The 13,791-nt window shown below is 74.0% G+C and carries 11 protein-coding genes; 7 read left to right on the top strand and 4 right to left on the bottom strand.

Annotation, left to right across the window (positions count from 1 at the left end; genetic code table 11):
* Window positions 1-23: 23 nt before the first annotated feature.
* The 3 genes from BJ981_RS23985 to BJ981_RS23995 all read left to right on the top strand — a co-directional run bounded on the left by BJ981_RS23985 (window position 24) and on the right by BJ981_RS23995 (window position 4,125).
* On the top strand, window positions 24-3,014 hold the full coding sequence (locus BJ981_RS23985) for a bifunctional [glutamine synthetase] adenylyltransferase/[glutamine synthetase]-adenylyl-L-tyrosine phosphorylase (RefSeq protein WP_184613959.1): 2,991 nt from the start codon (window positions 24-26) through the stop codon (window positions 3,012-3,014).
* Window positions 3,015-3,118: 104 nt separating this feature from the next.
* Entirely contained in the window at window positions 3,119-3,577 is a 459-nt protein-coding gene (locus BJ981_RS23990; protein ID WP_184613961.1) for an NUDIX domain-containing protein, read from the top strand.
* A 113-nt stretch (window positions 3,578-3,690) separates the two neighbouring features.
* Window positions 3,691-4,125, top strand: coding sequence for a helix-turn-helix domain-containing protein (locus BJ981_RS23995; RefSeq protein WP_184613963.1), 435 nt, complete (start codon window positions 3,691-3,693; stop codon window positions 4,123-4,125).
* Window positions 4,126-4,155: 30 nt separating this feature from the next.
* Here BJ981_RS23995 and BJ981_RS24000 read toward each other — a convergent pair whose 3' ends face one another.
* From BJ981_RS24000 to BJ981_RS24010, 3 genes are all read right to left on the bottom strand, one after another.
* Window positions 4,156-5,361: an MAB_1171c family putative transporter gene (locus BJ981_RS24000; RefSeq protein WP_184613965.1), complete on the bottom strand. Its 1,206-nt coding sequence runs from the start codon at window positions 5,359-5,361 to the stop codon at window positions 4,156-4,158.
* Window positions 5,358-5,861 (bottom strand): hypothetical protein, encoded by a 504-nt coding sequence (locus BJ981_RS24005; RefSeq protein ID WP_184613967.1) that lies wholly within the window; start codon window positions 5,859-5,861, stop codon window positions 5,358-5,360. Before BJ981_RS24005 ends, BJ981_RS24000 begins: the two co-directional genes overlap by 4 nt.
* A 117-nt stretch (window positions 5,862-5,978) precedes the next feature.
* On the bottom strand, window positions 5,979-7,172 hold the full coding sequence (locus BJ981_RS24010) for an amidohydrolase family protein (RefSeq protein ID WP_184616362.1): 1,194 nt from the start codon (window positions 7,170-7,172) through the stop codon (window positions 5,979-5,981).
* Window positions 7,173-7,692: 520 nt separating this feature from the next.
* Here BJ981_RS24010 and BJ981_RS24015 point away from each other — a divergent pair.
* Both BJ981_RS24015 and BJ981_RS24020 read left to right on the top strand, forming a co-directional pair.
* Window positions 7,693-9,480, top strand: coding sequence for an AfsR/SARP family transcriptional regulator (locus tag BJ981_RS24015; protein WP_184613969.1), 1,788 nt, complete (start codon window positions 7,693-7,695; stop codon window positions 9,478-9,480).
* A gap of 87 nt (window positions 9,481-9,567) precedes the next feature.
* Window positions 9,568-11,163: an alpha/beta hydrolase gene (locus tag BJ981_RS24020; RefSeq protein WP_204069981.1), complete on the top strand. Its 1,596-nt coding sequence runs from the start codon at window positions 9,568-9,570 to the stop codon at window positions 11,161-11,163.
* On the opposite strand, the gene BJ981_RS39355 is transcribed toward BJ981_RS24020, so the two are convergent.
* A complete protein-coding gene (locus tag BJ981_RS39355) occupies window positions 11,076-11,309 on the bottom strand; it encodes a mycothiol transferase (protein ID WP_239138976.1) in 234 nt (77 codons plus the stop codon). The genes BJ981_RS24020 and BJ981_RS39355 overlap by 88 nt on opposite strands.
* Window positions 11,310-11,629: 320 nt before the next feature.
* On the opposite strand from BJ981_RS39355, the gene BJ981_RS24030 reads away from it, so the two are divergent.
* Both BJ981_RS24030 and BJ981_RS24035 read left to right on the top strand, forming a co-directional pair.
* Complete coding sequence (locus BJ981_RS24030) at window positions 11,630-12,217, top strand: hypothetical protein (RefSeq protein WP_184613971.1); 588 nt, start codon at window positions 11,630-11,632, stop codon at window positions 12,215-12,217.
* Window positions 12,218-12,651: 434 nt separating this feature from the next.
* Window positions 12,652-13,674: a hypothetical protein gene (locus BJ981_RS24035; RefSeq protein WP_184613973.1), complete on the top strand. Its 1,023-nt coding sequence runs from the start codon at window positions 12,652-12,654 to the stop codon at window positions 13,672-13,674.
* Window positions 13,675-13,791 lie beyond the last annotated feature (117 nt).

The raw sequence follows: 13,791 nt of genomic DNA on the forward strand, positions 1-13,791 counted from the left end.
GGCCACCGGTTACGTTGGGCGTTGTGAACGCCGAGTCCCGCATCCAGACGACGGCCGGGCGCCTGGCCCGGCTCGGGTTCGCGGACGCCGCCCGTGCCGGACGGCTGCTGGACGGCCTAGGCCCCGAGGCCGCCGGCGACCTGGGCCTGCTCACGGCCCTCGTCGGCGCGGCCGACCCCGACCTCGCGCTCACCTCCCTGAGCCGCCTGTTCGAACGCGACCCCGGCGTGCTCGGCGCGATGCGCGCCGACCCGGGCCTGCGGGCTCGGCTGGTCGGCGTCCTCGGCCTGTCGGCGGCGCTCGGCGAGCACGTCGTGCGCCACCCCGGGCACTGGAAGGCCCTCGAAGGCGACCAGGCGCTCCAGCGCCCGCCCGAGCGTGACGTGCGGGCCGCGCTGCTGGAGTCCGTCGGCGCCGACCCCGCCGACCCCGAGCCCCGCGCCCTCCAGGGCGGCACCGAGGCCATGTCCGCCCTGCGCGTCGCCTACCGGGGCAGGCTGCTGCACCTGGCGGCGCGCGACGCCACGGGCGCCGCCTCCTTCTCCCAGGTCACCGCCGAGCTGTCCGGCCTGGCGGGCGCGGCGCTCGAGGCCGCGCTCGCCATCGCCAGGGCCGAGGTCCCCGAGAGCGCCGACGCCCGCCTCGCCGTGATCGGCATGGGCAAGTGCGGCGCCCGCGAGCTCAACTACATCAGCGACGTCGACGTCGTCTTCGTCGCCGAGCCCCGCGAGGGCGTGGACGAGACCAAGGGACTCCAGGCGGCGACGCGCCTCGCCCAGGCCATGATGCGCGCCTGCTCGGCGAGCACGCCCGAAGGGGCGCTGTGGGAGGTGGACGCGGCGCTGCGGCCCGAGGGCAAGGCAGGGCCGCTGGTGCGCACGATGGCCAGCCACCTGGCGTACTACCGCAGGTGGGCCAAGACCTGGGAGTTCCAGGCCCTGCTCAAGGCGCGCCCGGTCGCCGGCGACCCGGAGCTCGGCGGCGAGTACGTCGCCGCGGTGGACGAGATGGTCTGGCAGTCCTCCGCCCGCGAGCACTTCGTCGAGGACGTCCAGGCGATGCGCCGCAGGGTCGAGGCCCACATCCGCGCCGGCGAGGCCGACCGCCAGATCAAGCTCGGCCCCGGCGGCCTGCGCGACATCGAGTTCGCCGTGCAGCTCCTCCAGCTCGTCCACGGCCGCACCGACGCCCTGCTGCGCCGCCGCGCGACGCTGCCCGCGCTCGCCGCGCTCTCGCGGGGCGGCTACGTCGCCAGGGACGACGCCAAGGCGCTCGCCGAGGCCTACATCTTCCTGCGCAAGGTGGAGCACCTCATGCAGCTGCACCACCTGCGCCGCACGCACGTGCTCCCCGAGGACGAGGCCGACCTGCGCCGCATCGGGCGCGCCCTCGGCATGACCGTGGACCCGGTGGGCGAGTTCACCACCCGGTGGAAGCGCCACGCCATGGAGGCCAGGCGGCTGCACGAGAAGCTGTTCTACCGTCCGCTGCTGCAGGCGGTCGCCCGCCTGCCCGGGGACGAGGCCCGGCTCTCGCCCGCCGCCGCCACCGCGCGCCTGTCCGCGCTCGGGTACGCCGACCCCGACGGCGCGCTGCGGCACATCGCCGCGCTGACCAGCGGCGTCACCCGGCGCGCCGCGATCCAGCGCACGCTGCTGCCCGTCATGCTCGGCTGGTTCGCCGACGCCCCCGACCCCGACGCGGGCCTGCTCGGGTTCCGCCAGGTCAGCGACAAGCTCGGCACCACCCCGTGGTACCTGCGGCTGCTGCGCGACGAGACCGCCGCCGCCGAGCGCATGGCCCGCCTGCTCGGCACCAGCCGCTACGCCACCGGCCTGCTCCTGCACGCCCCGGACGCCGTGGCCATGCTGGGTTCGGAGGCCGAGCTGGCGGCGCGCCCCAAGGAGGCGCTGGCCGGCGAGCTGGCCGCGTCCGTGCGCCGCCACGCCGAGGACGCCGAGGCCGCCGTCGACGCGGTGCGCGCGCTGCGCAGGCGCGAGCTGCTGCGCATCGCCATCGCCGGGCTGGTCGGCGGCGCCGGCGTCGAGGAGGTCGGCCGCGCGCTGTCGGAGCTGAACGACGTCACCATCCAGGCCGCGCTGGACGCCGCGATCCACAAGGTCTCGGTGGAGCGCCGCGGGCCGCTGCCCACCCGCTTCACCGTGATCGCCATGGGACGGCTCGGCGGCTACGAGTGCTCCTACGGCAGCGACGCCGACGTCATGTTCGTCCACGCGCCGGTCGAGGGCGCCGGCGAGAAGGACGCCACCGACGTGGCGCACGCCGTCGCCAACGAGTTGCGCCGCCTGCTGGCGCGGCCCGCCCCCGACCCGCCCCTGCACATCGACCCCGACCTGCGCCCGGAGGGCCGCCAGGGCCCGCTGGTGCGTTCGCTGTCGTCCTACGCGGCCTACTACCGGCGCTGGTCCTCGCCGTGGGAGTCCCAGGCCCTGCTGCGGGCCCGCTACTCGGCGGGCGACGCCGCGCTGGGCGCGGAGTTCATGACGCTGATCGAGCCCCTGCGCCACCCGCCGGGCGGCATCGGCGAGGACGCGGTGCGCGAGATCCGGCGGCTGAAGGCCCGCATGGAGGCCGAGCGGCTGCCACGCGGCGCGGACCCCCTGCTGCACACCAAGCTCGGCAGGGGCGGGCTGGCCGACGTGGAGTGGCCGGCCCAGCTCATCCAGCTCCGGCACGCCCACGCGGTGCCCGGGTTGCGTACCACGCGCACGCTCGGGGCGCTGCGCGCCGCCGCCGAGGCCGGGCTGCTCGCCGGGTCCGACGAGGAGGTGCTCGCCGAGGCGTGGCGGTTCGCCTCGCGGGTCCGCGACGCCATCATGCTCGTGCGCGGCCGCGCGGGCGACAGCATCCCCGCCGACGTGCGCGAGCGCGCCATGATCGCCCGCGCGCTCGGCTACCCGCCCGACGGCTCGGAGGACTTCGTGGAGGACTACCGCAGGGCCACCCGCCGCGCCAGGGCCGTCACGGAGCGCGTCTTCTACGGCGCGGACTGATCTCGCCGGCTTGACCGACTGGGTACCTTTGTGGGGTCGAGTCGGCGAGCGGCGGAGGGACGACCGTGCCCCTTTCTGAGTACCTTGCGGGATTACGCGGTCAGGTGGGCAACGCCTTGCTGCTCCTGCCGTCGGTCAACGCCTTCGTGTTCGACGACGAGGGGCGGCTGCTGCTGGCCCGGCACAGCGAGCAGGGCGACGTGTGGTCCGCGCCGGGGGGCATCGTCGAGCCCGACGAGCCGCCCGCCGAGGCCGTGGTGCGCGAGACGCGCGAGGAGGTCGGGCTCGACGTCCGGATCCGCGGCCTGATCGGCGCCTACGGCGGCCCCGGGTTCCGCACGACCTACCCCAACGGGGACCAGGTGGCGCACGTCATCACCGTCTACGGCTGCACCGCCGAGGGCGGCACGCCCGTGCCCGACGGTGTCGAGATCTCCGAGGTCCGCTGGGTCACCGAGCCGGAGGCCGCCGGCCTGCCCACGCCGTCCTGGCTGCCGCTCGTGCTGCCCGACTGCTTCGCGTGGTGGCGGTCCGCCCGCCAGACCTGGAGCCCCGTCTCCTGACCAGCTCGCCCGCGCGGGCGATGGTCTGGTAATCCGGTGCTTGATATGGTCCCCTCGGAGTAGCCATGGCCGACAAACGCTATCGACGTCCTCTCGCGGAGCAACTCGATCACTTGTTTCGCACCGTGCGCCAGCCCGACGGCACCACCTACAGCTACGAGCAGGCGGCGCGAGAGATCACCCGGCGTGGCACTCCCGTCTCCCACACCACCCTGTGGAAGCTGCGCACCGGCAGGACCGACGACCTGTCGGTGAGCCACCTGGTCGCCATCGCCGACTTCTTCGGCGTCGAGCCCGCGTACTTCTTCGACGACGCCTACGCCGCGCAGGCCAACGTCCGGCTGGAGCTGCTGCCCGCCATGAAGGACGCGGGCGTGCGCAGGATCGCCATGCGCGCCGCCGGCCTGTCGCACTCCAGCATCGAGAACATCGCCAACATGATCGCCCACCTGCGCACGCTCGAAGGGCTCCCGCCGGACTGCGCCGCCGCCCCGCCGTCGCAGGAGCCCGCCGCGAGCGCCTCGCCGGAGGACTCCCGGCCCGGCTGACCGTCGCCCCTCCGAAGGGAGGACGGCCGCCTATCCGCGCGAGAGGTCCATCGCCGCGGCGGGCGGGCGCCGCCACAGGTCTCTGAGCGTGTCCGACAGCAGCACCAGCCACGCGGCGTCCGACTCCAGGTCGTCCCCGCCGCGCGTGGGGATCGGGTGCGGGTCGGCGGCGGGGGAGTCGCGCGCCCTGCGGCGCAGCGCGTCCGCGATCAGCGCCGCCTGCGCCGCGGCCTCCAGCGCCGTCCCCGACAGCCCGGCGGCCCGTCCCGCCGCCTCGGCCGCCTCCGCGACGCCGCGGTCGTAGTACGGGCCGAGCTGCACGATGCCGTCCCGGATCTCGACCACGCGGCGGTAGTAACCGCGGTGCGTCGGGCGCAGGCCGAGCGCGTCGCGCAGCCGGGACATCGGCACGCGGGTCAGCGCCAGGTCGGGGAACGCCTCGTTGAGCGCGGACCACAGCGGGCTGAGCCGCCGGTAGGCGCGGCGGTGGCGCCGCCACACCGGGATGGCGGCGATCATGTCGGTGACGGCCAGGTAGCCGACCCCGACGATGGCGGTGACGATCCCGACGAACACCAGCCACAGGTAGGAGGTGTTGAGCGGGCGCAGGACGGCGGGGTCGGCGGCGGTCGCGGCCTGGACGAGCGCGACGGAGATCTTCGCGACGGCGGCGCAGAGCAGCGCGCCCTGCGCGACCGCCAGGACCTTCAGCCCGCGCCTGAGCTGCGGCCGGGCGCTGGCCCGCGAGAACGTCGCCGAGGAGCGCAGGTTCAGCGCCAGCGCGTACCCCTGGTAGCCGAGCGCGGCGAGCACGAACACGGTCGCGTGCGGGTCGTTGCCGTTGGCCAGGTCGGCCGGGGCGGCGCGCACGTGCTCCGGGGCGAGCAGCCAGGCCGTCACCATCACGCCCGAGGCGGCCCCGAGCAGGACCGACCGTGCGCGCAGCCGGCCCCGCGCCGCCGCGCCGTGCACCGAGTAGGTGAAGAACGCCATCAGGAAGTACGCGCACAGCACCGTGAGCAGGTTCACCGCCAGCTTGGCGAGGCCCGCGCCGGCGTGGTCGACCGCCGTCCTGAGCACCGGGACGTTCAGGACGGCCGCGAGCGCGACGCACAGCACGAACGCGCCCATGGCGCGCAGGGGGAGGTCCTCCGGGGCCCGCCAGACCTGGACGAGCTTGTTGAGCACCCCGAGGAACGCCAGGGTGCTGAGGATTCCCAAGGCGAGCTGGCTCACAGCCACCCCTTGTGGTTGGCCAGGGAGGCGCGCATCCGCTCCAGGGCGTCGTCGTCCTCCGACGAATGGTGGGTGACGTTGAGGACGCTCGCCCACTCCAGGATGATCGTGGCGATCAGCTCGGCCTCGCGTTCGTACTTGGTGTCGTAGCAGGTGCGCCGCAGCACGCGACCCCCCGCGGCGAGGCCGGGCGTGATGGCCTCGCCGTCGGCGGGCTCGTCGCTCGGGTGCTCGGCGATCATGTGGCCGATCTCGTGCAGGACGATGTGATCCTGGTGGGGACGGGTGGTCTCCTGCTGGTAGTAAATGAAATCGGTCGAGTCCGTCATGAACCACAGCCCGAAAGGGCCGGGGATGTCAATCGGATATGCCACCAGCCGAATGTCGCGGCCCCGGCGTTCCGCCAGCCGCGCGCACAGCTCCCTCACATCGAGCGGCGGGCGGATGTCCAGCTCTCTGAGCAGGCGACGGCACTGTCTGCGCAGTGCCCTCTCTCTCATGGGGACGATTCTTTAGACTGCGACGCGGTAGTTCAACCCGAACGCCGGGATGTGCTCCGTAATGGAAGCCGAAATGAAATCGCCCTGACATGCGCCTTCACCGGCCGGGCGTCGCGGCTATTCCGGACGGGGCGGCGGCACGTGCGCGACGCCGTCCTTGACGACGAACAGCGGCCGGCGCAGGGCCTCGACGGTGGCGAGCGCGTCCCCGTCCGCCACCAGCAGGTCGGCGCTCAGCCCTTCGGCGATCCTGCCGGTCTCGCCGCCGATGCCGAGCGCGTCGGCGGCGCCGGAGGTGGCCATCTCGATGATCCGCTCCCGGGCGAAGCCGAGCTCCTCGTAGAGGGTGAAGCTGCCGGCGAAGTCGTCGAAGACCGAGCCGGGCAGCCCGGCGTCCGTGCCCATCACGAGCCGGACGCCGAGGTCGCGCATCCAGGGCAGCCGGCTCTGCAGCAGCGCGGCGCGCTCCTCGCCGATCCAGCGGGCCATGGCCCGCCAGCCGGGGCTGGTGGTCGGGCAGACGGCGATGCCCCGGGAGGCGATCAGCGCCGCGACGTCCTCGCGCGGGTCGTAGGCGTCGCCGGTGAGCCAGGTGCAGTGCTCGATGGTGTCCACGCCGGCGGCGGCGGCCGCGGCGATGCCCTCGGTGCCGTGCGCGTGGGCGGCCACGGGCAGGCCCAGCCGGTGGGCCTCCTCGACGGCGGCGCGGACCTGCTCGGGGGTGAACTGCGACTCCGACATCCCGGCCCCGCCGGAGGTGGTCTGCCCGCCGGTCACCATCAGTTTCACCAGGTCGGCGCCCTGCTCGGCGCGGGCGCGCACGGCCGCGCGTAACGCGGCCTCGTCCGCGACCTCGCCGCCGAGGTACCAGCAGTGCCCGCCGGGCACGGTGAGCGGCGGGCCGGCGGCCAGCACGCGCGGCCCGCGCAGCAGGCCGCCCGCGATGGCGTCGCGCAGGCGCAGGGACAGCCCGCCCCGGTCGCCGAGGTCCCTGACCGTGGTCACGCCGCTGTCGAGCAACCGGCGCGCGCGGTCGGCCATGCCGAGGAACAGCGAGAGGTCGTCGGCCTCGCGGACCTTGCCCATGCCGTCCATGCTCGCGTCGAAGACCAGGTGGACGTGGCAGTTGATCAGGCCGGGCAGGAGCGTGCCGCCGGGGAAGTCGTGGCGCGGGGTGCCGGGCGGGGCCAGGGCCTCGACCTGGTCGCGCGGGCCCGCCGCCCGGATGAGCCCCTCGCCGACGAGCACGGCCCCGTCGCGGATCGGCCCTTCCGGGGTGGCCGTGACGAGCAGGCCGGCGGTGACCAGCATTCCCACGAAGCGCTCCTTCGGTCGTGTCCCGGCGGTGGGGGCGGCCGGTCGCCGGTGCCGTCGCGGCGTCCTTCGATCTTCGGGTGATCTTCGGGAGCCGCCATACTCCCACATCCGTTCGCTTTACAGCCAGGACGACAGGTACCTCGATGGGCGACATTTCCACCATGAAAACAATGTGGCGCGAACGAGCGGGCGCTATCACTTCACGATTACAAAAGTCCCTTGTCATCATCTCCGGTTGACGTCCAGTCGGAGGTCGTGAAAGGCTCTCGGTGATGTGTATCCGGGGGTGCCGTCGTTCCACGGCCGCCGCGTCCTCCTATCACGGGCGTCGGCGGCGGGAATCGTGTCGTGGCCGATTCCTGATGTTTCCCGTGTTTCACCATGAGGCCGCCGCACGGCCATGGGACCAGGGGGTTCGCGCGAGTGCTCCACGTGTTTCCTGAAATGACGGCCGGTAAGGCCGCGGGCCGCTTCCGTGACGCCCCGCCGAGGCGCTCTCTCTAGGCCGCCGGCGATGTCACACGTGTTCCGCCTCCTCGGACCGGTCGAGGCCGGACTCTCGGGGAAGGCCGTCAACCTGGGCGGGCGCATGCGCCGCACGCTGCTGCTGTCCCTCCTGCTCAACATGAACCGCCCGGTCAGCCTCGACTGGCTGTCGGAGGCCCTGTGGGACAGCGAGCCCCCGCAGTCCGCCACGGCGAACCTGCGGACGTACGCGGGCGGGCTGCGCCGCGTGCTGACCGCCGAGATGAAGGGCGTCGGCATCGTCGCCTCCGACCGGGCCTACCAGCTCGTCGCGTCCCCGAGCAAGCTCGACCTGACCAGCTTCGAGAAGCTCACCACCGAGGCGAGGACGGCGCTCGCCGACCGCCGCCCCGACGTCGCGGTCCGGCGGTTCGACGACGCGGTCGCCCTGTGGCGCGGCCCGGTCGGCGACGGCCTGGCCTACGGCAAGCCGCTCGCCGCGCGCCTGACCGTCCTGCACGAGCAGCGCCTCAGCGCGCTGGAGGACCGGGCCGAGGCGCGGCTCGCGCTCGGCCGGCACTCCGAGGCCGTGGCCGACCTGCGGCTGCTGGTCGGGGAGCAGCCGCTGCGCGAGCGGGCCTGGGGGCTGCTCATGCGCGCCCTCTACGGCGCGGGCGACGCGGCCGGCGCGCTCGGCGCCTACGCCGAGGCCCGCGACCACCTGGCCGGGCAGCTCGGCCTGGAGCCGGGGGAGGAGCTGCGGCGCATCCACCAGGCCGTCCTGCACCGCGACCCCGCGCTCGCCCCCCTCGCCCACCGGCAGGCCCACGTCTCCGCCACGCCCTGCGCCCCGGCCCCCCGTCAGCTTCCGCGCCCGGGCCTGCTGGTCGGCCGCGACGCCGAGGCGCGCTTCCTGGAGGAGGCGCTCACCCCTACGGGCGCGGTCCCGCCGGTGGCGGCGATCAGCGGCCCGGTCGGCGTCGGCAAGTCGGCGCTGGCGCTGCGGGTCGCGCACGCGGTGTCGTCGCGGTTCCCCGACGGGCAGCTCTACGTCGACATGGCCGGTGCCTTCCAGCAGGAGCGCGCGGTCACCCCCCGGCAGGCCGCCACCTGGTTCCTGCGCGCGCTCGGCGACCCCGTCCCCGGGGAGCCGAGCCTCGGCGAGGCCAGCACGCGCCTGCGGTCCCTGACCTCCGGCCTGCGCGTGCTCTTCGTGATCGACAACGTCGCCGGGGCCTCGCAGGCGCGTCCCCTGCTGCCCGCCGGGCCCGGCTGCGCGGTGCTGATCACCAGCAGGCGGGTGCCCGCCCTCGACCACGCCGGACACCTCACGCTCGGCGCGCTCACCCCCGGGGACGCCGTCGCCGTGCTGGCCGGGCACGCCGGCGCCGCGCGGGTGGCGGCCGAGCCGGACGCCGCCGCCGAGATCGCCCGCCGCTGCGAGCACCTCCCGCTCGCCCTGCGCGCCGCCGGGGCCCTGCTCGCCGCGCGCCCCGACTGGCCCCTGGAGCGGCTGTCCGCCCGCCTGGCCCGCGGCCTGTGCGAGATCCTCGACAACCGGGACGGCGAGCAGAACATCCGCGACCGGCTGTGGGGCAGCTTCGAGCTGTTCCGCCGCACCGACCCCGAGGCCGCCCGCCTGCTGTGGACGATCACCTACCTGCCGGGCGCCGAGGTCACCGTGACCCAGGCCGCGGACATGCTGCGCGCCCCGGCGGCCACGGCACAGCGGGCGCTGGACCGGCTCACCGACGAGCACATGCTGCGCCGGGCGGCGCCCGGCCGCTACGAGATGGTCGGCCTGCTGCGCGGCCTCATCCCCCGCGACCCGCCGTGAAAAACCGCCCGGCCGGCCCTGAACCCCTTGGTTCCCGCCCGCCGGACGGTCCATGATCGGGCTTACCCCCCGACGATTGGACACACGGTGCGAAGAACCGTCCCGATCCTGGCCGCCCTGCTGGGCGTCCTGATCTCCCTGTTACCCGCCGTACCCGCCGCGGCCGGCCCCGCCCCGCTCGCCTGGTCCCCCTGCCCGGAGGACGCGGCGGTCCGGTGCGCCACCCTGACCCTGCCGGTGAACTGGGACGCCCCGCGCGGCCCCGTCTTTCGCATGGCGGTGGCCCGCCGGCCCGCCGCCGACCCCGCCGCCCGGGTCGGCACCCTGGTCATCAACCCCGGCGGCCCCGGCAACTCCGGCGTCGACGCCGTGCTGACCAACTGGCTCGGCCTGAGCCCCGAGCTCCTGCGCCGCTTCGACGTCGTCGGCTTCGACCCGCGCGGCGTCGGGCGCAGCAACCCGGTGCTGTGCTCGCTGCGGCTGGCCATGGCGGCCCCCGACCCGCTGATGGCCGACCAGGCCGCCTTCGACCGGCGGCTCGCCTACAACGCCCGCTACCGCGACGACTGCCGCGCCCGCACCGGGCCGCTGTACGACCGGGTGGACAGCGCGAGCGTCGTCCGCGACCTCGACGCGCTGCGCGCCGCGCTCGGCGAGCCCAGGCTGACCTTCTACGGCGTCTCCTACGGCACGCTCATCGGCCAGCTCTACGCCGAGCGCTTCCCCGGCCGGGTGCGCGCGCTGGCGCTGGACAGCAACATGGACCACAGCCTCGGCACCGCCGCCATGCTGGACACCGACACCTGGACCACCCAGGACTCCTTCGACCAGTTCGCCGCCTGGTGCGCCCGGTCGGCGGAGTGCGCGCTGCACGGCCGCGACGTGCGGGCGCTGTGGCGTGACCTGCTGGAGCGCGCCGGGCGCGGCGAGCTGCCCGACCCCGCGGATCCCGGCGTGCCGCTGGCTCCGGTCATGCTCATCTACCAGGTGTTCAACGCCTTCTACGCCCCCGGCTGGCCCGCCGTGGCCGAGTTCCTGCGCGCGCTCGACGCGGGCACGTCCGCGCGTCCGGCCGCCGCGCCGGCTGTGCCCGAGGAGCCCGAGGAGCCCGAGGACGAGGTGTTCAACGACGCGACCCAGGTGGTCTGCCAGGACTTCTGGCTGCCGATCCGCGACCACCGCGAGTTCGCCCGCCACCTGCGCCGGCTGGAGACCATCGCGCCCGACATGCGCATGAGCCCGGTCTCGGTCGCGCTCACCGTCGCCTGCCTCGGGCAGCCCGCGCCGGTCCCGAACCCGCAGCACCGCCTGCGCGTGGACGGCTCCCCGCCGCTGCTGCTCGTCAACGGGCGGCACGACCCGGCCGCCGGGTACCCGTGGGCGCTGAGCACGGCACGGCAGATCGGCGACGAGGCCCGGCTGCTGACCTATGACGGCGCCGGGCACGGCATGTACGGCCGTACCCCCTGCGTCACCGGGGCCGTCGACCGCTACCTCGTCTCCCTCGCCGTCCCGGCGCCGGGCGCGCACTGCGCCGCGGCGCCCATGACGGGGCCCGCGCCGTCACCCGCCCGGGCGGGCCTGACCGCGCGGCCTCAGTGGCCGGTCGCGCCGTCGATGCTCTCGCGCAGCAGGTCGGCGTGCCCGTTGTGCCGCGCGTACTCCTGGACCATGACGGAGTAGACCCAGCGCAGGCTCATCTCGATCCCCCGGCGCGGGTCGAGGAACGTCTCGTCCAGGGAGCGGCCGGAGGTCGCCGCGCCTTGAGCCTGTCCTCCGGGAGGCCGGAGAGTTTCCAGAGCAGCGTCTGCCGGTGCTGGTCGAGCCATGCCTCGGCCAGCACCCGCTCGTCCCCGGCGGTCGCGGCGGCGTGGGCGAAGTGGGGGTTGGCCGGGGTGACGGGCGGCGCGGTCCAGGTCATCGCGCCATCATGCCGCGCGTCTCACTGCATATGCCACGGAAAATCACGCTATGACAGTAAAGGGCAGGAAATCGGCGGAGGAAAACGGCATCCTGGACATCCTGATGAGGTCGTGTCCGGGGGGAGCCTCTCGTGCCGCGTATTCGCATATATCGTGCATGTACCCCTGATGTAGCGGCTTGATCTACGTTTCGTTACGGTGCTTTCCGACCGAGTCGAGGTCCGTCGATGATGGGTTATGTGGCCGCGGGGGCCGGATCTCTCGCCGGTGTCGTGTTCGGGGTGTCCTCGATCAGCAAGGCACGGAGCGGGGCCGCGTTCTCCACCTTCACCGGCGCCATGGGCGCGCTGCCCTTCGTGCCGTACGGCTGGGAGCGCCGCGCCGCGCTCGCGATCGTGGTCGCGGAGGCGGTGGTGGCCGTGACCTCCCCGCTCGTCCTGCCGCGCATGCTGCTGGCCAAGACGCCGTACGTGCCCGTGCTCCCGCTGGTGTGGGCGGTCGTCGCCGTCCTGCTGCTGGGCCTCGCGGGCGCGGCGTTCGTCGCCCGGGAGCGGGGGCCGCGCGCCCGCCACACCGGCACGGCGGCGTGCGCGACGACCACCTTCCGCATCCTGCGCAAGTTCGCGCTGGCCGCCATCGCCTCGCTCGGGGTGGTGAGCGGGATCGTCGCCCGGCCCGGCGAGCCCGACCTGGCCGGCGGCATGCTGGCGAGCCTGGCGGGCGCCGCGATCGCCTCGCTGTTCATCTACTTCGACGACATCGCCGAGGTGTTCGCGCTCAACCGCGTCCCCCACTCCACCGGCGACCGCAAGTGATCCGCCGTCCGGCGTCCGGCCAGGTCATCGGGTGAATATGCGTGTATCTCGCATATGCGTGCGTGTATATCGCTCCCCTCTAGGGTTGTCCGTGACGGCCGGCCGTCAGGAGGAACGTCGATGGGAACGCCTGCGCGGGTCCACTGAGGCAGGTGCATCACGGGTGCGGCACCTGCGGCGACGGCCGACGTGGCCGGCCGTCGCCGATTCCAGGTGAACGGCCTCCTTCCCACGGAAGGCGGGCCAATGCCCTCCGCCGTCCCGCGCGCACGCGAGGACGGTGGAGGGTGGCCGCCCCCGGAGTCCGTCACCCGCTTCACCGTCCGCGACAACCGATCGGCCCGCCGCGACGTCAGTTCAGTGCGGCCACCGGCCAAAGCGCGCCCACCGTCGCGAAAGTGCGTGTCCACGTGTCCACAGTCGCGGGTGATCTCATGAACTCGGTCTACATCGACCTGGCGATCGGCCTGGTCATCGCGTTCCTGCTCTTCTCCCTGCTGGTCAGCGGCGTGAACGAGGGAATCGTCCGCCTGCTCGGCATCCGGGGCAAGTTCCTGTGGGCGTACCTGCGGGACACCCTGGACGGGCCGGACGGCAAGAGGTCCTGGATCCCCGGCACCGTCGCCGAGGTCTTCGCCCGGCTCCCGTTCAGCAAGGACGCCCGGCCGGTCTTCAGCCCCCTCCCGGCGCCCGTCCACAGCACGGCCACCACTTGGTCGGGGCGGCTGTACGAACGGCTGCGCGAGATCGACCACCGCAAGGACGGCAGGACCAGCATCGCCTCCATCCCGCCGCCGCGCTTCGGCGTGGCGATCATGGAGATCGTCGCGGGCGAGGGCGGGGTCACCGCGTTCCTGGAGAAGCTCAAGGCCGACGGCAGCCCGCTGTACGGCCCGCTCAAGGGCGTGTGGGACGCCGCGCACGGCGACCTGGACGCCTTCCGCAAGGGCGTGGAGGACTGGTTCGACGGCGAGATGCGCCGGCTGACCATGCTCTACCGCCGGTACGTCAAGTGGGTCATCGCCGCGCTCGGCCTGGTGGTCACGCTGCTGTTCAGCCTGGACTCGCTGGAGTACGGCCGGGCGATCCTCACCGACAACGCCGTCCGCGCCCAGGTCGCGGTCCTGGCGGACGGCGGCACGGCCTCGCTCGCCTCCCTGCGCGACAAGTGCCCCGAGCACCCCGCCGACCCGTACGCCTGCGTCACCGAGGTGCTGTCCTCGCCCGCCTTCGTGAAGATCGTCGGCAACGCCCCGGTGTCGGTGACGATCCCCGACGAGGGCTCCCCGCGGTGGAAGTGGAACGGCGGCGAGTGGCTGCACCGCCTCGTCACCCCGGGCCACTGGCCGGGCTTCCTGGTCACGTTCGTCGCCGTGCTGTTCGGCGGGCCCTTCTGGTGGGACATCTTCCGCCGCCTCACCGGCATCCGGTCCCGCGCGGGGGAGACCGCGAAGTGACGCGGCCGACGGGCGGCTGACCATCCGTTATGGGAGATATGCAAGGCCCGTACCGAACATGGACAACAGCGTGTCACTTTTGGTGTTCGCGCGACTTCGGAACGTGTGCGTACCCCC

The organism is Sphaerisporangium krabiense, assembly GCF_014200435.1.
GTDB lineage: Bacteria > Actinomycetota > Actinomycetes > Streptosporangiales > Streptosporangiaceae > Sphaerisporangium > Sphaerisporangium krabiense.